Raw genomic sequence first — 19,588 nt, forward strand, 5'->3', positions numbered from 1 at the left:
CATCGGAGACGAACCTGCACGTCTCGACGATGAGTTGGCGCCGTCCGCGCGGTGCACGACGAGTGCGCCACCGGGCCGAAGGGCTGAGAAGCTGGAGGAAGGTATCACGAAACCCCAGACAAAAGCGGACAGCTCTTGTTCGCGAAGAATCACAGCGGAGCCGCCGAGGCCGTCGGCGCCTTCCGCCCCTTCCTGAGCCATGCCCTTGGGCGCTCCTCCCCTCCACCCCGCCGTGAGCCCCAACTGAGCACACGCCTATGTCAGTTGAGTGGTGAAGCTCACGTCGTCTCCCGCCATCCGTACGCGCCCCTCGTCGAGCAGATGGACGCTGTCGGTGTAGGCGGTGACGAGTTCCAGTTCGTGGCTGACGAGGACGAGGGACAGCCGGCGTTCGGCGCGCAGGCGGGTGAGGAGTTCCATGACCGCGGTGGCCGTCGCCGGGTCGAGTGCCGAGGTGACTTCGTCGCAGAGCAGGAGGTCGGGGTCGGTGGCCAGGGCGCGGGCTATGGAGGCGCGTTGGCGCTGACCGCCGGACAGTTCATGGGGGTAGCGGGCGGCGAAGTCGCCGGGGAGGCCGACGTCGTCGAGGAGTTCGCCGACGCGGGCCGGCATCTCGGACCTGCCGACGGTCCGGTGGAGTTGCAGGGGACGGGTCAGCGACGCGCCGATAGTGCGGGCGGGGTTGAGGGCGCCCAAGGGGTTCTGTGGGACGAGCTGGATGCGCCGCTGCTGCTCGCGGTTGCGCCTGCGGGCCTGGGCGGGCAGCGGCCGTCCGTTCCAGGTGAGGGTGCCGGCGTCGGGTTTCTGGAGGCCGGCCAGGGTCCGCAGCAGGGTGGTCTTGCCGGAGCCGGACGGGCCGATGATGCCGGTGGCCGAACCGGTCGGCACGTGGAAGTCCGCCTGCTTCAGGGCCTGGTGGGTGTGGCCCTTGTGCGTGAAGGCGACCTCCAGCCGGGCGGCCCGCAGACCGTCGGCGGGGGCGGCCGGGGCGTCGGGGACGCGCGGGCGGCGGGTCTTCCGCAGGGGGACGCCCGTGCCCGAGGGCGGCGCGGCGGGGGCGCGGAGGGTGAGGACGGTGTCGGCGCAGGCTTCGACGACGTGCGGGTCGTGGCAGGCCAGGACGACGGCGAGGCCGCGGTGGGTGGCCAGCCGCCGGAGCAGACCGGCGATCTCGTCGCGCAGGGCCGTGTCGAGGCCGGCGGTGGGTTCGTCCAGCAGGAGGACATCGGGGTGCCGCGCCAGGGCGCGGGCCAGCGCGAGCCGGCGTTGCTGCCCGCCGGACAGGGCGCCGGGACGGTGGTGCGCCAGCTCCTCGGGCAGCCGGCACTCGCTCATCAGGGCCGCGACGGCCCGGGGCGTGGGGTCGGCGGCGACTTCGGCGATCAGTCGTGCGGCGGTCATCCGGGGGTTGAGGGCCGAGCCGGGGTCCTGTCCGACGTAGGCGAGGCGGTGGCGGCGCAGGGCGCGCAGGGCGTCGGGCGCGAGGGCGAAGACGTCCTGGCCGAGGACCTCGACGGAACCGGAGGTGAGCCGCGCCCCTGGGGGGAGGTCTCCGATGAGGGCGCGGAGCAGGGTGGTCTTGCCGGATCCCGAGGGGCCGGTGAGCGCGGTGATCCGGCCGGTGCGCAGGCCGAGGCTGGTGCGCTGGAGCAGCGGCGGGCCGTCGGGGAGGCCGATGGCGAGGTCGGTGACCGTGACGGGCTGCGGGGTGTCGGCCGTGGCCGGGGAGGGGTCCTGGGGCAGGGGCGTGGGGCGGCCGGTGGTGGTCATCGCAGGGCGGCCCTCCGTGCGGTCGCGGGTGCCAGGGCGTTGGCGGCGAGGTTGACGCTGATCGCGAGCAGACCGATGGCGAGGCCGGGGGCGACGACGGCCCAGGGGTTGAGGAGGATGCCGGGCCCGTTCTCGCGGATCATCAGTGCCCAGTCGGCTTCGGGCGGTTGGGGGCCGAGCTGGAGGAAGCCGGCCATGGCGATGACATAGACGGCGTCGACGAAGCGCAGGCCGAACAGGGCCAGGACGGTGGCACGGAGGTTGGGCAGGATCTCCCGCAGGGCCAGATGCCCGAGGCGCTCGCCGCTCGCGGTGGCCGCTTCGACGAATCCGCTGGTGGCCAGGGGCGCGGCGGCGCTGGCGACGATGCGCACGGCGTACGGGGTGCCCAGGGCGATGGCGGCCACGGAGATCGCGAGCCGCCCGCCGCCGGGCCAGGCCAGGGCGAGGAGCATGATGCCCAGGACCGGTGGCAGCAGGATGGCGGTGTCCGCGGCGCGTTCGACGAGGCGTCCGAGCCGGGGACCGAGGACCGCGAAGCAGCCGAGCAGGGTGGCCAGGAGGGTGACGACGGCGGCGACGATCAGGGCGCTGCCGATCAGGGCGCTGCCGCCGTGCAGCAGGCGGCTGAGGACGTCGCGGCCGAGCTGGTCCCCGCCCAGGGCGGTGTCCGTGCCCGCCGTGCCGTAGGGCGCGGTGACGGGCTTGTCGACGGGGTGCGCGGCCAGCAGCGGACCCGTCATCGCCAGCAGGACGAGCAGGACGGCGGGGACGACGGGCAGCAGGATCCGGGTCCGGGGGCGCGCGGGCCGCGGGCCGGGGACCACGACGGCGGTCATGAGCGGGCTCCCAGGGTGCGGGCGCGGACGAGGTCGGCCAGGAGGAGGACGACGGTGATCAGGGCGGCCGCGCAGGCGACGACGGCGGCGATGACGGGAGTGTCGCGGTCGGCGACGGCGCCGGCCAGCACCGTGCCGATGCCCGGGTAGTTGAAGAGGGTTTCCACGACGACGGTGCCGCCGAGCAGCATGCCCGTGGAGGTGGCGATACCGGTGGCGATGGCCGGCCAGGCACCCGGCAGGGCGTGGCGCAGCAGGATGCGGCCGGTGGACAGCCCGTCGAGGCGGGCGGCCTCCACATGCGGGGTCGCGGCCTGGTCGGCGAGCGCGGCGCGGACGATACGGGTGTTCCAGCCGGTCTGCGGGACGGTCAGGGCCAGCACCGGCATCACCAGCATGGACCAGGTGGCGGGAGCTCCGTCGGCGCCGGTGACCGTGGCGGCGGGCAGCCAGCCGGTCCACAGGGACAGCACCAGCAACAGGCCGATGGAGACCACGAATTCGGGCAGTGCGAAGCCGGCGGTGGAGGTGAGGTCCACGACGCGGTCCACGATTCCCCTGGGGCGGGCGGAGGCGCCAAGGCCCACGGCGAGCGCCGCGAGGACGGTCAGGACGAACGCGGTGCCGCCCAGCAGGACGGTGTTGGGCAGGGGCGCGGCGAGCAGATCGGTGACCCGCTCGCCGCGGGCGGAGGTGCCCAGACCGCCGGTGGGCAGGGCGGTGATCCAGTCCGCGAAGCGCTCCCACACCGGCCGGTCCAGGCCGAGCAGATGCCGGCGGGCGGCGAGGCCGGCGGCGCCCTCGCCGCGTTCGGAGGTGGCCGAGGCCGCGTCGCCGGGCAGCAGCTCGATCGCGGCGAACACCACGGCGAGCAGCACCAGCAGCATCAGGAGGCGTTTGCCGAGTACGGCGGCGCCCCGCAGGGCCAGGAGGCCGGCGCGGCGCGTGGCCGAGGCCGCCACGGGCCGTACGGCGGCCTCGGCCGGGCGGGTGGTGGTGCCGGTCACCGCGCCAGCCACACGTTTTCGAGCTGGACGCGTCCGTAGCCGGGGAGTTGGGGAAGGCCGTGGACCGCGGGGGCGGCGAGGTCGATGCCGTCGGCCATGCCCCACAGCAGGTAGCCGGACCTGTCGTACTCGATCTGCTGGAGGTCGTGCAGGGCGGCGGTGCGGGCCTTGGGGCCAGGGGTGGCGAGGACCTTGTGGTAGGCGGCGTCGAAGGCCTCGTCGGACCAGTCGGCTTCGTTCTGGCCGGATCCGGTGGTCATGGTCTTGGAGGCGAAGAAGACCACGGAGTCGTTGGTGCCCCAGTAGTTGGTGTAGAAGTCGCCCTTGAGCCAGGTCTTCTGGTAGAAGGTGCCGGACTCCTGCTTGACCACTTTGACCTTGATGCCGGCTTCGCGGGCCTGGGAGGCGAACAGCGTCGCGGACTCCGCGAGCCCGGGGACGTCCTCGGTGGTGACCAGTTCGTACGTCCTGGAGAAGTCGAACCCGGCGTCCTTCAGCAGTTTCCGGGCCCGGGCCAGGTCGCGGTGGCGCTGCGGGATGCTCGTGGCGTAGTCGGGGTCGCCGGTGCCCAGGATGTCGTTGGCGACGGTGCCGTACCCGGACAGGACCTGTCGGACCATCGCCTTGCGGTCCACGATCAGCTTCATCGCGGCACGGACCCCGGGGTCGGCGAAGGGGCCGCCGGAGGTGCGCATGACGAGGGGCATCGCCATGTCGTTGGGGCGCCGGACGACCTGGATGTCCTTGCGGGCGGCCGCGGTGCGGGCGGCGACGGCACCGGCGTTGGAGGCCACGTCGATCTGGCCGGACATCAGGGCGTTCGCCATCGCCTGAGGGCTTTCGAACATGGTCACCTCGATGGCGTCGAGGTGGACCGGGCCGCCGTGCCAGTGGGCGTTGCGCAGCAGCCGGGCGTTGCCGCCGCGGTACCAGTCGAGCCTGAAGGGGCCGGTGCCGGGCGCCTCGGCGATGTCCTTGTCGGGGGTGTTCTTCTTGAGGACGAACGTCGACAGGCGGGTGAGCAGGGGGAGTTCGGCGTTGGCGAAGTCGGAGACGAGGACGACGGTGTCCTTGCCCTCGGCCGTGATGTGGTCCGCCTTGATTCCGGGCAGCCGCGCGGCGCCCGCGGGGGTGTTGCGCAGCCGGCGCAGCGACCACACCACGTCGTCGGCGGTGACCGGGGTCCCGTCGTGGAAGGTCGCGCCCTTGGCGACGGTGAACCGCCAGGTGGTGAGGTCCTTCGACGGCTTCCAGGAGGAGGCGAGGCGGCCGACGGTGTTGTCCTTGAGGCCCGGCGCGGTGAGGGTGTCGTGGACGAGGGCGATGACGAGGTAGTCGCTCTCGTTGCCCTGGGTGCCGTGCGGGTCGCGGGTGATCGCCGAGGAGCGGCCGAGCGCGCCGATGCGCAGGGTGCCGCCCTTTCTCGGCTTGCCGCCGGAGCCGGAGGACCGGGCACGGTCGCCTCCGCCGCAGGCGGTGAGCAGCGCGGCCGCGCCCATCCCCCCGCCGGCCCACAACACCTGACGCCTGCTCCAGTCCATGCCGAACTCCCCCTCGGATCCGAGTGCTTAGGTTTGCCTACCCTAAGGATCAACACCTCCGCAAGGGCGCCTGTCGCGTGCGCCCGTGACGAGAAAATGTCAACTCGGCATTACTTGGCGGGAGTTGTGCAAAGCCGGATACATGGGTGCGATGCAAGTTAGGTTTGCCTTACCTAATATTCGTGGGTACCTTCGTCACCGTTCGCCGGACGCCGGGCGCGGAGCCGCACTTCCCTCCCCCGCCCGGCCTGTCGAGCGCGCCGCGCCCTGGCCACGCGCTGCCGCGCCGGACCCGGTTCCTCGCCCGCAACGGAAGGGAACGCCTCGACATGAGCACGGGAGCACCTGTCCGCCGGCTCGATACCACCAGCGCCGAAGAACTGTGCCGGGCCGCCGAGAAGATCCTCACCGAGTGCGGCACCTCGGCCGCTTCACCCGAACTCCTCGCCCGTGTCGCCGAGTCCGCCGGCGATCTGAACGAGCGGATCCGCCACGAACTGCGCCCCGTCGACACGGACGACGGCCTCTTCGTCCTGCGCGGCCTGGCGGTCGACGACACCGCGATAGGCGCCACGCCCGCCGGCTGGGCCACCGCCGGCGACAGCGGAGCCCTCCACGACATCGTCCTGCTCCTCCTCGCCACGGTCATGGGCAACCCCCTCGCCTGGGAGGGACAGCAGGACGGCCGTTTCGTGCACAACATCGTCCCCGCTCCCGGGCACGAGACCGCACAGACCGGCGCCAGCAGCACCGTGCTGCTCAGCCCGCACACCGAGGACGCCTTCCACCCCGGCCGCGCACACCTGCTGATGCTCGGCTGTATGCGCAACCGCGACAACATCGCCACCACCGCGGCCAGCATCCGCCACGTCAGGCTCGACGAGGCCGATATCGCCCTGCTGACCCGCCCGTTGCTGCCGATCCTCCCCGACGACGCCTACGCCGAGGCGCAGGGCTTCGACGGCGGGGAGCCGCCGTGCGTGCCGACGCTCTTCCACGCCGAGGACGGCCTGACCCTCCGCTTCGACCCGGCCTACACCCCCGTCGACGAGGCCCCGCCCGCCCACCGGGCCGCGTACCGGCGGCTGGCGGCCGAACTCGCCCGCGTCTCGCGCGCCGTGAGCCTGAGTCCCGGCGAGGTCCTGGTCGTGGACAACGACCTCGTCGTTCATGGCCGCGTCCCCTTCGCGCCCCGCTACGACGGCACCGACCGCTGGCTCAAGCGTGCCTCCGTCCGTGTTCCCGCGCGCCGGACACGCCCCCTGACCGAAGAGCACGAGCACGGCTACGGTCAGGCCGCCGTCGAAGCCCATGCCGCCTGACCGCTCCGCACCCCACCGAGGACGGACATGACCGAGACCACTGTGGCCGGCTCCACCGAGTCCATAACCGCCGACGACACGACCCTGCGGGTGCTCTCCACCAGCGACCTGGCCGGCATCGACATCACCCTCACCGACGTCGTGACCACGGTCGAGGGCGCCTACCGCACACTGGCCGCGGGCCAGTCGGACAACCCCCGCAAACTGACCGTCAAGCCCGGGGACGGGCACTCCGTCTCCTACGCGATGCTCGGCCGGGACGGGTCCCGCAACGTCGTCGCGATCAAGACCTCCTACAAGCACGGACTCGACAAGGCGCGCGACGAGCAGCACTACTACACCGCGCTCACCCTCTACGACGACGTCACGGGTCTGCCCGTCGCGATGATGGACTGCGGCCGCATCGGCTCGCTGCGCACCCCGGCCGTCTCCGCCCTCCTGGCCCGCGAATGCGCCCGGCCCGGCGCCCGCAGCGCGCTGGTCATCGGCACCGGAACCCAGGGGCGCCTGGCGCTGCCCTTCCTGCTGACGACGCTCCCGGACCTGGACCGTCTGATGGTCTTCGGCACCCACTCCGACGGCATCGCCGCCGTACGCGAGCAGGTGCGCGCCCACTTCCCCGACCGGGACGTGGAGATCGTCACCGACCTGCGGGCCGCCGCGGCCGAGTCCGACGTCCTCGTCGCCACCGCCGGCGGACACACCCCCGCCGCCGTCGAGGCCGACTGGCTGCGGCCCGGTGCGCTCTCGATCCTGGTGGGCCACGGACTGGCGCCGTCCACCCTGCACCGCGCCGATCGCGTCGTGGCCACCAGCGCGGCACAAATGAAGGTCACCGGCACCGACATGGCCGACGGGGACGGTAATTTCCCGGCCGTGGACACCGAGTTCCCGCCCGTCCTCGCGGGCACCGCACCCGGCCGCCGCTCGGCGCGGGAACGCGTCTTCGCCTACAACAGCGGACTCGTCGTCACCGATATCGCGCTGGGCCACCGCTTCGCCCAACTCGCCCTCGACCAGGGGCTGGGAGTGCGGGTGCCGCTGTGGCAGTGAGCGACCCGCGCACCGCGACGGTGCCGACCCTGCCCGCCCATGCCGATCCCGACACCGGTCGCGTCCTGGACAGCGGACTGCTGCACGAGCTGTCCCACGCCTTCGGCGGCCCCTTCCACTTCCTGCTGCCGCACCGCTTCGACGCCCACCTCGCCGCCTTCCGCGCCGCGCTGCGCGATGCCGGGGTGGAGGGGCGGGTGTACTACGCGAAGAAGGCCAACAAGGCAGCGGTGTGGATGGAACGCTGCGCCGCCCACGGCGCGGGCGTGGACGTCGCCAGCGCACCGGAACTGCGCGAGGCCCTCGGCCACGGGGTACGCGGCGAGAGCATCGTCGTCACCGGTCCGGCGAAGAGCGACGAACTGCTGCGGCTGGCCGTCCTCCAGGGGTGTCTGATCGCCGTGGACGCCCTCGACGAACTCGACCTGCTCATCACACTCGCCCTGACCGGCGCCGTACGCCCCGCCCGGCTGCTGCTGCGCCGGCTCCCCCCGGCGCAGCGGCACAGCCGGTTCGGCATGGACGCCGCAGAGGTGGCGGCGGCCATGGACCGCTGTGTCACCGCCGGGGACGCCGTACGGATGGAGGGCTTCAGCTTCCACCTGTCCGGCTACGCCACCCGGCCGCGCGCCGCTCTCGCGGCGGAACTCGTCGACCTGTGCCTGCGAGCGCGCGTCCTGGGACTGCAGGCGGACCGGATCAGCATCGGCGGCGGTTTCGCCGTCGACTACAGCTCCGCGGAGGACTGGCACGGCTTCCTCGCCGACCAGCGGCCCGAGCACTACCACGCACGCAAGGCGTTCCGGACCGGGGACTTCTACCCGTACCACTCCCCCGTCGCCGGAGCCGATGCGCTGCGCGCCGTCCTGGCCGCCGTCCCCGAGGGCGGCCGCGCCGGCCTGGCCGCACGGCTCAGGGAGACCGGGACGCTCCTGATGATGGAGCCCGGCCGCGCCCTGCTCGACCGGGCGGGGGCGTCGGTCTTCCGCGTCCAGGGGGTCAAGGACCGGGGCGGCTACCGGATCGTCACCGTCGACGGCACCAGCCTGAGCCTGTCCGAGCAGTGGTTCAACAGCGAGTACCTCCCCGACCCGTACCTGGTGACGCCGGCCGGGCGGGCCGGCGGCAGTGAGATCCACCCGGCATGTGTGGCAGGCGCGTCCTGCCTGGAGTCGGACCTGCTCACCTGGCGCAAGGTCCCCTTCCCCGCCCGCCCCCGGGTCGGCGACCTGCTGGTCTACCCGAACACGGCCGGGTACCAGATGGACTCCAACGAGTCGCCGTTCCACGACCTGCCGCTGCCGCCCAAGGTCGTACTCGACCGCCTGGACGGCCGCCCGCGCTGGCGCCTCGACCGCCGTCCCGCCTGCTGACCCTCTCACCGCCCAGGAGTTCCCCATGAACGAGGCCCTCGCGCGCCCCGCCGTGGTCTCCCGCCTCTCCGACCTCATCGGCCGCACCCCGCTCTTGGAGCTGTGCCGCACCGAGACCGGCAGCCGTCTCCTGCTCAAGCTGGAGATGTACAACCCCACCGGCACCGCCAAGATCCGCATGGCACGCGCCATGGTCGATGCCGCGGAGCGGCGCGGCGAACTGCGGCCCGGCGGCCGCATCATCGAGTCAACCTCCGGCAACACCGGACTGGGCCTGGCGGTCATCGCCGCGGAACGCGGCTACACCTTCACCGCCGTCGTCGACCACCACGCCGCCCCCGACAAGCTCCGCGGCATGCGGGCGCTGGGCACCGAACTCGTCTACGTCGTCGATGACGGCACCGAGGAGCTCGCCACCGCCGCCCGCGAGGAGTTGGCCGAGGACATGGCGCGCGGCCAGGACAACACCGTCTTCACCGAGCAGCACAACAACCCCGCCAACGGCGCCGGCTACTTCCCCGTGGCCCACGAGCTCCATCAGGCCCTGGACGGGAGGATCGATGTCCTGATCGGCGCGGTGGGCACCGGCGGCGCGCTGTGCGGCACCACCCGCGAACTGCGCACGCTGGTGCCCGGCTGCATCACGGTCGGCGTCGAGCCCAAGGGCTCGATCGCGTTCGGCGGCCCGGCCCACGACTACTACCAGTCCGGGACCGGTACGCCCGAAGGTGCCGAGATCGGCGCGCTCGTCGACTTCGGCCTGATCGACGTAGGCGTCAAGGTCGGCGACATCGAAGCCTTCGCCACCGCACGCGCCGTCGCCCGCACCGGCCTGCTCATCGGCGGCTCGGCCGGCGGCGTGGTCCACGAGGCCCTGGCCCGCCTGCCCGCCCTCCCCCCGGGCAGCACCATGGTGGCGCTGGTCAACGACGGCGGGGAGAAATACCTCGACACCGTCTTCGACGACGACTGGATGCAGGCCCGAAACCTCATCGATCTCGACCTGGAACGCGAGATCGACGAGACCCTCACCAAACTCCGCAGGATCTGATGCCCGCCATGCAGCTGACCACCCTCCTCCGCGACAGCCGTGCCCTGGCCGCCCTCGCCGTCCCGCTCATCCTCACCCAGCTCGCACAGGTGGCCCTGACCACCACCGACACCGTGATGATGGGCCTGCTCGGCACCGCCGACCTCGCGGCGGGAGGGCTGGCCATCGTCCTCTTCAACCAGTTGCGCACCATGGGCGTCGGCCTGGTCACCTCCGTCGGCAACCAGATCGCGGCCGCCTCCGCACGGGCCGAGGGCGCCCAGAAGGCCGAGGCCGCCGCCGACGTACGGCAGGGCGGCGACGAAGTCCGCGCGCTCGTCCGCGCCGGCCTCACCGTCGCCACCCTCGCCGGTATCGCCGGGGCCGTGCTCATGCTGCTCATCGGCCGGGCCCTGGGCCTGCTCGGGCAGGACGCCGGTGTCGTCCAGCGCGCCCAGACCATGCTGCTGGCCCTCGCCCCGGGCCTGCTGCCCTGCCTGTGGTTCCAGGCGATCCGTCAGTTCACCGTCGGCATGCGCCGCCCGCAGGCCCTGCTGCGGATCACCCTCGCCTCCGTTGCGGTCAACGCCGGCCTCAACTGGGCCCTCATCCATGGCACAGGGGGGCTGCCCAGGCTCGGACTGCCGGGCGTCGGCGTGGCCACCTCCGTCGTCCACCTGCTGTCCTGCCTGGCCCTCTACCTGTCGGCGAAGCGCGACCCGGCCCTGGGCCCGCTCCTCAGCCTCAACCTCCTCAAGGCCGACCGCCCCACCGTCCGCCGTCTGGTCCGGCTCGGCGTACCGATCGCCGCGACCTACGGCTCCGAGGCCGGCTTCTTCTCCGTCACCGCCCTGATGGCGGGCTCCTTCGGCAGCGCCGCGCTGGCCGCGCACACCGCCGTCAACCAGCTCGTCTACATCGTCTTCCAGGTCGCCGTCGGCCTCTCCCACGCGGCGTCCCTCAACGTCAGCCGTGAACTCGCCCTCGGCCGCACCGACACCGCACTGCGCATCAAGAACACCGCGCTGGCCTGCGCCGGCGCCGTGATGGTCGTCGTGGGCCTGCTCTACGTCACTCTGCCCGGGCTGGTGCTGAGCCCGTTCTTCGACACCGACAGCCCCGCCGACGCCGAGGCCGTCACCCTCGCCACCCGCCTGCTCCTCGTCATCATGGTCCTGCAGTTCTTCGACTGCGCCCAGAACATCGGCATCGGGCTCCTGCGCGGCCTCGACGACACCAAGAGCGGATTCCGCATCACCCTCATCGGCTACTGGGCCATCGGCCTCCCCGCCGCCTGGCTCCTCGGCTACGCCGCCGCCCTCCACACCCTCGGCATCTGGCTCGGCCTCCTCACCGGCCTCGCCGCCACCGCCGTCCTGCTCCTGCGCCGCTACAGCGCCTCCCTGCGCACCCGGTTCGCCGCCCAGCAGACGGTGCCGGCGGCGTGAGGCACCCGAGTCGTCCGGCGCCCTCGGCGAGCACGGCGTAACCGCCCTGCGCTGCTCGTCGGTTCGCTTCCCGCGGCGCACCCGCGCGAACGAGGGGCCCGGGTTCCTCTTCAACGCCGCCGCGGAACCGTCACGCGGGAGCCGTTCGGGTGAAGCGCGACGGCGGGCAGGTCCCCGGCCGCCGCCGTGCCGCATGCCCCCTGGGGCCCGGTCGGGCGGGAGTGGCCGTCCGGGCCGTCGTGCGGCACAGCGGTGTCCCGGCGGGCGCGGGCGTCGGGGGGCTCATAGATTGGCACGGGTGGGGCCGTGAGCGGCAGGAGGATGGGCAGGGAACCCGTGAGGAGAGCGAAGCTCGATCATGCGGCGCTGTTCGCCGCCACGCCGAGCGCGTGCCTGGTCCTGAACCCGGACCTGGTGATCGTCGACGTCAACCAGGCGTACCTCCAGGCCACCGGGCGGACCCGGGACGATCTGCTCGGGCAGTACGTCTTCGACGCCTTCCCCGACAACCCCGCCGACCCCGATGCCGAAGGGGTGCAGAACCTGCACCCCTCACTGAACCGGGTGCTGGCCTCCGGCGAACCGGACACGATGGCGGTCCAGCGGTACGACATCCCCATTGCCGACCAGCCGGGCGTGTTCGAGGAGCGCTGGTGGTCCACCATCAACACCCCCGTCGCCGGGCCGGACGGCACCGTGGCGTGGATCATCCACCGGGTGGAGGACGTGACGGCGTTCGTGCACTCCCGCCGGGCCCGTCAGATGCCCGGCGGCCGGCTGAGCGAGCGCGAGGAGGCGATGGAGGCCGAGCTGTACGTCCGCGCGCGGGCGCTGCAGCATCTGAACGAGGAGTTGCGCCGGGCCCACGCCCGCGAACGCCAGGTCGCGCTCACCCTCCAGGAGTCCATGCTGCACTCCCCCGACCTCGCCCGGCACCGGGACATCGCGGTGCGCTACCTCCCCGCCATCGGCTCCCTGAACATCTGCGGCGACTGGTACGACATCGTCGACCTCCCCGGGAAGGCGTTCGCCGTCGCGGTCGGCGATGTCGTCGGCCACGGGCTGGAGGCCGCCGCCGTCATGGGGATGCTCCGCAGCGCCCTCAGCGCCGCCGCCCGCTCGGTCGAGGGCCCCGCCCAGGCGCTGAAGGTGCTGGGCCTGTACGCCCGCTCCGTCGACAAGGCCCTGGCCACCACCGTCGTGCAGGTACTGATCGACACCGGCCGTCGTGAGGTGTCCTACAGCAGCGCCGGCCACCCGCCCCCCGTCCTGCTGCACGCCGACGGCACCCATACGCTCCTCGACCAGGCCACCGACCCGCCCCTGGGCGCCCACCTCGAACACGAACCCGGCCCCCAGGCCCGCCTTCCGTACACCCCCGGCGACTCCCTCGTCCTCTACACCGACGGACTCATCGAACGCCGCGACGAGGACATCGACGCCAGCCTCACCCGCCTCACCGACGCCCTCTCCCGCTACACCCGGTTCAGCCCGGAACGCCTCGCCGACGCGCTGCTGACCCGCCTCGGCGTCAGCGCCGGCGCCCGCGACGACATCGCCCTTGTCATCGTCCGGCTGTGACGCGAGCGCGTGGCTCACGGCGTACGACGTAGCGGCGTACGTCCGATCACGGGCTCCGCGGCACCGCATCCTCGCCCCGTCGCGATGGCGGGTCTGCGCCCCCTCGACAGATCACCGCCGTATGGGCAGCTCTCCGCCCATGGGCAGATCGCCGCGATCCGCAACCCGACCAGCGGATGCAGCCACGGGACGCGTCGCGCACGATGGGGGTTAAGAAGATCCAGATCCTCGAGCCGCTCGGGATGGCCGATGACAGAGCATCCAGGACTTCCTCATGCGAACGACCGTCGTGTGCCGCGCGGCCGCAAGGGCCGCACGGACCGCCCGCAGGCCCGCTCGGAGCGGGCGCCTTCGCGGACTGCCCCGCCCGGCACCCCACACCGCCTGTCCGTACTGATCACCGTGCGCGCGTCCCTTGCCGTGCTCCTGGCCCTCGCCGTGGTCCTCACCGGTGTGGGCGCGTTCAGCGGCATCGCCCAGGCGACGAACCGCGCCGCCTCCGGCCCGGCCTCGACGCCGGCCGCTCCGTGGACGGCAGCTTCGGCCGCCCACCGCAGCGCCGCCCCGACTCAGCAGGCGCCCGCTCCCGCCACCGTGGTGCAGACGTATTTCAGGGTCGTCAACGACCGTGATTTCGTGAGCGCTTGGGCGATCGGCGGGAGACAGCACATCGCGGGCCAGACGTACGACGCCTTCGTCCAGTCCTTCAACACCGTCACGAAGTACGACGTCACGATCGAGTCGGTGGAGGGCAACAAGGTCTCGGTGCGGCTGGACGCCTCGCAGACCGACCGAACCCATCGGCACTACGCCGGCACGTACACCGTCGAGGACGGAGTGATCGTCGCCGCCGACGTCCATCCCGAGTGACACCTCCGGCGAAAGCGACTACGCGCACAAGTGATCCCGGCCCAGGTGACCGCGTACCCACGCCACCGCGCGCCCAAGTCGCTGCTTGCTCAGGTGATTTGACGCATCACTGCGTGGAGTCGGCCACCGGATACGGGACGAACGTGCTGCTGTTCTCGTCGATGGCGAGCGGGCGGCCGAGTGGCGGGACCGCGCGCTGCGGGCAGTCGAGGCGTTCGCAGATGCGGCAGCCCATGCCGATCGGGGTGGCGGCGGAGGCGTTGTCGAGGTCGAGGCCGTCGGAGTAGACGAGCCGGGAGGCGTGCCGGATTTCGCAGCCGAGGCCGATGGCGAACGTCTTGCCGGGCTCGCCCCAGCCGCCGCGGTGCCGGGTGACCGCACGGGCGGTCCACAAGTAGCGCTGCCCGTCGGGCATCGCCGCGATCTGGACGTGGATACGGCCCGGCGCGGCGAAGGCCTCATAGACGTTCCACAGCGGGCAGGTGCCGCCGGCCCGGGAGAAGTGGAAGCCGGTGGCGGACTGGCGTTTGGACATGTTGCCGGCCCGGTCGACGCGGACGAAGGAGAACGGCACTCCGCGCAGGCGGGGGCGCTGGAGGGTGCTGAGGCGGTGGCAGACGGTTTCGTAGCCGAGGCCGAAGTGGTCGGTGAGGCGCTCGATGTCGTAGCGCACGCTTTCGGCGGCCGTGTGGAAGGCGCGGTACGGCAGGATCAGCGCCGCGGCGAAGTAGTTGGCAATGCCGATGCGCGTCAGGGCGTGCGTGGCCGACCCGGTGGGGAAGTCCTCGGCCGCCAGCCGGTCCAGTTCGTCGCCGTATTCGAGCAGGGCGAGCTGTGTGGCCATGCGGAAGGCCTGCTGGCCCGGCCGGAGCCGGCTGGAGAGGTGCAGGGTGCGCGAGGTCTCCTCGTAGTGGTGCAGGTGCGCGGCGGCCTCGGTCGACGTGCGCACCCCGTGTGTCCCGGTGAGCCTGTCGGAGAGCGCCCGGACGACCTCCCCCGGCCGGATGCCGATGTGGCGGGCCAGGTCTTCGGCGGCGAGATCGGCGTCGTGCAGGTAGTTCTGGCGGCGGTAGAAGAACTCCCGGATCTCCTCGTGCGGGGAGCGGGGAGCGCCGGGTTCGCCGTCCCGGCCGTCGGCCGCGCCGGCGATCCGTTCGGCGAGGAGTTGTCCGCGCCGGCCCAGGTCCAGCAGCACCTTGGCGACGGCCGGCATCCGGGTGGCGAGTTCGGCCAGGTCCGACGGTGAGACCCGGGCCTCGGCCACCTCACCGGCCAGCGCCTCGCGCAAATCCGCCACGAGTCTGCTGGTGTCGCGCTCCGAGAAGAAGCCGGGGTCGACGCCGAAGGCTTCGGTGAGCCGGAGCAGCACGGGCACGGTGAGCGGCCGGGAGTCGTGTTCCATCTGGTTCAGGTAGCTGGGCGAGATGCCCAGGACCCGGGCCAGTTCGGCCTGGCTCATACGCCGGTCCTCGCGCAGGCGCCGCAGCCGCGCTCCGGCGTACGTCTTGCTCACCGCGCTCCTCCCCCGTCGGGTCAGTTTCGGTCCGGCCGTGCGGGCAGCCATGGCCCGGCTTGCTCGCGGGCAGCCATCGGCCGGCCGGCCTGCGAGCGGCCGTCGGTCCGGCTGCCGGGCGAGCGGCCGTCGACACGGGCTTCAGCCTACGCGGCATCCGGCTTGGCCGACCCTTCGCAACCTTGGCAATTCGCCGGGAAAAGATTCGCAGAACTTGGCAGGCGTCCATGATTGCTGGCACTCGGTGCCAGTGCCAGAGTTCCAGTGCGGCCCGCCGAACCCTGGCAGCCAAGGCAGTTATCCGGGCACGATCCCCGCCCTGACGTCGGAGATCCCGGCATTTCCTGTCCGCCGGCCAGGCAGCATTGCTCAGCATCGCCCTCGACGGGACGGCGGGCCGCACTCAGATCAGACACACAGTGCCACTCTTCTTCAGAACCGGTGCACGGCTGAGGAGACATTGGCAGACCACGCGACTCATGGAGACGGTGAAGGTCATGGCAGAGGCGAAGACGACGGCGGCCGAGCGGCTCGCGCAGCGGTGGGCCACCGATCCCCGGTGGAAGGGCATCGAGCGCACCTACGGCGCGGAGGATGTGGTCCGGCTGTCGGGCAGCGTCCGGGAGGAGCACACACTGGCCCGTCGCGGCGCCGAGCGGCTGTGGCGGCAGCTGCACGAGCGCGACTACGTCCACGCGCTGGGCGCGCTGACCGGCGGTCAGGCCGTGCAGCAGGTCAAGGCCGGTCTGGAGGCCATCTACCTGTCGGGCTGGCAGGTCGCCGCCGACGCCAACCAGGCCGGCCACACCTACCCCGACCAGAGCCTGTACCCCGCCAACTCCGTGCCGCAGGTGGTCCGTCGGATCAACAACGCGCTGCTGCGCGCCGACCAGATCGCCACCGCGGAGGGCGGCAGCGACACCACCGACTGGCTCGCGCCGATCGTGGCCGACGCCGAGGCGGGCTTCGGCGGACCGCTCAACGCCTTCGAGCTGACCAAGGCGATGATCGCGGCCGGCGCGGCCGGTATCCACTACGAGGACCAGCTCGCCTCGGAGAAGAAGTGCGGCCATCTCGGCGGCAAGGTCCTCGTCCCCACCGGCCAGCACATCCGCACCCTCAACGCCGCCCGTCTCGCCGCCGACATCGCCGACGTACCGACCCTGATCGTGGCCCGCACGGACGCCCTCGCGGCGAACCTGCTGACCAGCGACATCGACGAGCGTGACGCCGAGTTCGTGACGGGCGAGCGGACCGCCGAGGGCTTCTACCGCGTCCGGAACGGGATGGCGCCGGTCATCGCCCGCGGCCTGGCGTACGCGCCGTACGCCGACCTGATCTGGGTCGAGACCGGTACCCCGGACCTGGCGCAGGCCCGGGAGTTCGCGGAGGCGATCCACGCCGAGCACCCCGACCAGATGCTGGCCTACAACTGCTCGCCGTCGTTCAACTGGAAGGCCGCCCTCGACGACGACCAGATCGCGAAGTTCCAGCGCGAACTGGGCGCGATGGGCTACCGCTTCCAGTTCATCACCCTGGCCGGCTTCCACTCCCTCAACCACGGCATGTTCGATCTCGCGCGCGGCTACGCCGAGTCCGGCATGACGGCCTACGTCGACCTCCAGGAGAAGGAGTTCGCCGCGCAGGCACAGGGCTTCACCGCCGTCAGGCACCAGCGCGAGGTCGGCACCGGCTACTTCGACCAGGTCTCCACCGCCCTCAACCCGGCCTCCTCGACCACCGCGCTCAGCGGCTCCACGGAGGAGGAGCAGTTCCACTAGCCCGCCGACGGCCGTACAGCCCGTCGGCCCGTGAGCAAGCGGGGCCGGACGGCCGGCTCCGTCCGGCCCCGCTCCTCCCTCGTCAGGAGACCCCCATGTCCACCAGCGCACCAACCGACCGCGTCCGGGTTCTCGCGGCACCCGGCCTGACCGACCGCAGGGTGGAGATCACCGGCCCTCCGGAGCGCCGCATGGCAGTCCACGCCCTCACCTCCGGGGCGCAGGTCTGGGTGGCCGACTTCGCGGACGCGACCGCCCCCACCTGGGACAACGTCATCGACGGTCAGCTCACCCTGCTCGACGCCGTCGAGCGCCGCCTCGACTCCACCACCCCCGAGGGCACGGCGTCCCGCCTCGGCGACCAGATCGCCACGATCGTCGTCCGCCCCCGCGGCTGGCACCTCCTCGAAGAGCACCTGGAGTTCGACGGCCGGCCGGTGCCCGCCTCGCTCGTCGATTTCGGCCTGTACTTCTTCCACTGCGCCCAGCGCCGGATCGACGCCGGGCAGGGCCCGTACTTCTACCTGCCCAAGCTGGAGAACCGGTACGAGGCGCGGCTGTGGAACGACGTCTTCGTCCTCGCACAGGAGCTCCTGGGCATCCCCCGCGGCACGGTCCGCGCCACCGTCCTCATCGAGACCCTCACCGCGGCCTTCGAGATGGACGAGATCCTCTACGAGCTGCGCGAGCACGGTTCCGGGCTCAACGCGGGCCGGTGGGACTACCTGTTCAGCCTGATCAAGACCTTCGGGCACCGCACCGACTTCCTGCTGCCGGACCGGGCGAAGGTCACCATGACCGCCTCCTTCCTGCGGGCGTACACCGAACTGCTGGTGCGCACCTGCCACAAGCGGGGCGCCCACGCGATCGGGGGCATGGCCGCCCAGGTGCCGAGCAGGGACGCGGCCGCCCACGAGGCCGCGGCGGCCACGGTCCGGGGGGACAAGGAGCGCGAGGCCGAGGACGGTTTCGACGGCTCCTGGGTCGCCCACCCCGGCCTCGTCCCCGTCTGCCGCACGGCCTTCGACGGCGTCCTCGGCGACCGGCCGCACCAGATCGAGCGCACCCGTGACGAGGTGGAGGTGGGCGCGGCGGACCTGCTGTCCGTGCGCCGGATCAGCGGCCCGCCCACCCGGGAGGGTGTGCGTACCAACATCGCGGTAGCGCTGCGCTACTTCGACGCCTGGCTGCGGATCAGCGGAGCCGTCGCCCTGTACGGCCTGATGGAGGACGCGGCGACCGCGGAGATCGCCCGGGTGCAGATCTGGCAATGGCTGCGGCACCGCGTCATCGACCACGAGACGGTACGGCGCCTGCTCGACGACGAGGCCGCCGCCCTGGGTGCCGAGTACCCCTGGGCCCGGGTCGAGGAGGTCCGCTCGCTCTTCGAACGGACGGCGATGGCACGGGAGTTGCCGCCCTTCTTCACGCCGGATGCCTACTCCCGGCACCTCGTCCGGCGTGCGGAGGCCCGCTCATGAGCCGGCGCATCCGACGGGTCGGCGTGGTGGGCGGCGGCCAGATGGGGGCCGGCATCGCCGAGGTGTGCGCCCGCGCCGGGCTCGACACCGTCGTCTGCGAGGCGGACGCGGTGGCCGCCCGCGCCGCCCGGGAGCGGGTGGCCAGCTCCCTGGAGCGCGCCGTCCAGCGGGGAAAGCTGGACCGGATCCCGGCGGAGGACGCGCTGGCCCGGATGGTCTTCACCGGCAGCCTCGACGACCTCGCCGACCGGCAGCTCGTCGTCGAGGCCGTCGTCGAGAACACCGGAGTCAAGACGGAGGTCTTCACCGCCCTCGACAAGATCGTCGAAGATCCCGAAGCGATCCTGGCCACCAACACCTCGGCCCTCCCCGTCATGCGCCTGGGCATGGCCACCCGGCGCGCCGACCACGTCCTCGGGCTGCACTTCTTCAACCCGGTGCCGGTACTGCCCCTGGTGGAGGTCGTCACGTCCCTGCACACCGCACCGGAGGTCGCCGCGACGGCCGAGGAGTTCGTCGCCACCACGCTCGGCAAGAGCGTGGTCCGCTCCCAGGACCGCGCCGGCTTCGTGGTCAACGCCCTGCTCATCCCCTACCTGCTGTCGGCGATCCGGATGGCCGAATCCGGCTTCGCCTCGGCCGCCGACGTGGATGCCGGGATGGAACTGGGCTGCGCCCACCCGATGGGCCCGCTCAAGCTCGCCGACCTGATCGGCCTCGACACGGTCGCCTCCATCGCCGCATCGCTGTACGACGAGTTCAAGGAACCCCTCTACGCACCGCCTCCCCTGCTTCGGCGCATGGTCGAGGCGGAGCTGCTGGGCCGCAAGACGGGCCGCGGGTTCCACACCTACGACCGGGGTTGAGGGACCCGGGTCAGGTCGGGGCCGAGGGGCCGCGACTGCCGTGGCGGGGGTGCGGGAGGCCTGAGGGGGCTGCTCCGTACCCCCGCGCGCGGTGCGGCGTCCACGGCGCCGGG

Annotated in this window: 15 protein-coding genes; 10 read left to right on the plus strand and 5 right to left on the minus strand. The window is 72.4% G+C overall.

The genetic code is table 11. The features are described from left to right. Positions 1 to 255 precede the first annotated feature (255 nt). The 4 genes from Scani_RS19840 to Scani_RS19855 are packed head-to-tail and all read right to left on the minus strand — an operon-like array spanning position 256 to position 5,157. Complete coding sequence (locus Scani_RS19840) at positions 256 to 1,770, minus strand: ABC transporter ATP-binding protein (RefSeq protein ID WP_159478152.1); 1,515 nt, start codon at positions 1,768 to 1,770, stop codon at positions 256 to 258. After that, a complete protein-coding gene (locus tag Scani_RS19845) occupies positions 1,767 to 2,609 on the minus strand; it encodes an ABC transporter permease (RefSeq protein ID WP_159478155.1) in 843 nt (280 codons plus the stop codon). The genes Scani_RS19840 and Scani_RS19845 overlap by 4 nt, the downstream gene beginning before the upstream one ends. After that, complete coding sequence (locus Scani_RS19850) at positions 2,606 to 3,616, minus strand: ABC transporter permease (RefSeq protein ID WP_371872357.1); 1,011 nt, start codon at positions 3,614 to 3,616, stop codon at positions 2,606 to 2,608. The genes Scani_RS19845 and Scani_RS19850 overlap by 4 nt, the downstream gene beginning before the upstream one ends. Beyond that, complete coding sequence (locus Scani_RS19855) at positions 3,613 to 5,157, minus strand: ABC transporter substrate-binding protein (protein ID WP_159478158.1); 1,545 nt, start codon at positions 5,155 to 5,157, stop codon at positions 3,613 to 3,615. The genes Scani_RS19850 and Scani_RS19855 overlap by 4 nt, the downstream gene beginning before the upstream one ends. Before the next feature lie 329 nt (positions 5,158 to 5,486). Between Scani_RS19855 and Scani_RS19860 the strand changes: the two genes are divergently transcribed. The 7 genes from Scani_RS19860 (at position 5,487) to Scani_RS19890 (ending at position 13,834) form a co-directional block, all read left to right on the plus strand. Next, complete coding sequence (locus Scani_RS19860) at positions 5,487 to 6,479, plus strand: TauD/TfdA family dioxygenase (RefSeq protein ID WP_159478161.1); 993 nt, start codon at positions 5,487 to 5,489, stop codon at positions 6,477 to 6,479. Positions 6,480 to 6,506: 27 nt separating this feature from the next. Continuing rightward, positions 6,507 to 7,532, plus strand: coding sequence for an ornithine cyclodeaminase family protein (locus Scani_RS19865; protein WP_159478164.1), 1,026 nt, complete (start codon positions 6,507 to 6,509; stop codon positions 7,530 to 7,532). Then, positions 7,523 to 8,905 (plus strand): type III PLP-dependent enzyme domain-containing protein, encoded by a 1,383-nt coding sequence (locus tag Scani_RS19870; RefSeq protein ID WP_159478167.1) that lies wholly within the window; start codon positions 7,523 to 7,525, stop codon positions 8,903 to 8,905. Before Scani_RS19865 ends, Scani_RS19870 begins: the two co-directional genes overlap by 10 nt. Positions 8,906 to 8,930: 25 nt before the next feature. Next, positions 8,931 to 9,956 carry a cysteine synthase family protein gene (locus Scani_RS19875; RefSeq protein ID WP_159478170.1) on the plus strand — a complete coding sequence of 342 codons (1,026 nt, stop codon included), beginning with the start codon at positions 8,931 to 8,933 and terminating at the stop codon, positions 9,954 to 9,956. Beyond that, positions 9,956 to 11,383, plus strand: coding sequence for an MATE family efflux transporter (locus tag Scani_RS19880; RefSeq protein WP_159478173.1), 1,428 nt, complete (start codon positions 9,956 to 9,958; stop codon positions 11,381 to 11,383). The genes Scani_RS19875 and Scani_RS19880 overlap by 1 nt, the downstream gene beginning before the upstream one ends. A gap of 321 nt (positions 11,384 to 11,704) precedes the next feature. Continuing rightward, complete coding sequence (locus Scani_RS19885; RefSeq protein ID WP_159478176.1) at positions 11,705 to 12,964, plus strand: PP2C family protein-serine/threonine phosphatase; 1,260 nt, start codon at positions 11,705 to 11,707, stop codon at positions 12,962 to 12,964. 249 nt (positions 12,965 to 13,213) lie between these two features. Continuing rightward, on the plus strand, positions 13,214 to 13,834 hold the full coding sequence (locus Scani_RS19890) for a hypothetical protein (protein WP_159478179.1): 621 nt from the start codon (positions 13,214 to 13,216) through the stop codon (positions 13,832 to 13,834). 106 nt (positions 13,835 to 13,940) lie between these two features. Here the strand turns inward: Scani_RS19890 and Scani_RS19895 are convergent, their stop codons facing one another. Beyond that, positions 13,941 to 15,347: a short-chain fatty acyl-CoA regulator family protein gene (locus Scani_RS19895; RefSeq protein WP_159478182.1), complete on the minus strand. Its 1,407-nt coding sequence runs from the start codon at positions 15,345 to 15,347 to the stop codon at positions 13,941 to 13,943. A gap of 497 nt (positions 15,348 to 15,844) precedes the next feature. On the opposite strand from Scani_RS19895, the gene aceA reads away from it, so the two are divergent. The 3 genes from aceA to Scani_RS19910 all read left to right on the plus strand — a co-directional run bounded on the left by aceA (position 15,845) and on the right by Scani_RS19910 (position 19,475). Then, positions 15,845 to 17,128 (plus strand): isocitrate lyase, encoded by a 1,284-nt coding sequence (aceA, locus tag Scani_RS19900; RefSeq protein ID WP_159478185.1) that lies wholly within the window; start codon positions 15,845 to 15,847, stop codon positions 17,126 to 17,128. Between the two features lie 95 nt (positions 17,129 to 17,223). Beyond that, positions 17,224 to 18,609, plus strand: coding sequence for a malate synthase A (gene aceB / locus Scani_RS19905; RefSeq protein ID WP_246296035.1), 1,386 nt, complete (start codon positions 17,224 to 17,226; stop codon positions 18,607 to 18,609). Continuing rightward, entirely contained in the window at positions 18,606 to 19,475 is an 870-nt protein-coding gene (locus Scani_RS19910) for a 3-hydroxybutyryl-CoA dehydrogenase (RefSeq protein ID WP_159478188.1), read from the plus strand. The genes aceB and Scani_RS19910 overlap by 4 nt, the downstream gene beginning before the upstream one ends. The last annotated feature ends 113 nt before the right edge of the window (positions 19,476 to 19,588 follow it).

The sequence above is a fragment of the Streptomyces caniferus genome, assembly GCF_009811555.1.
Taxonomy (GTDB): domain Bacteria; phylum Actinomycetota; class Actinomycetes; order Streptomycetales; family Streptomycetaceae; genus Streptomyces; species Streptomyces caniferus.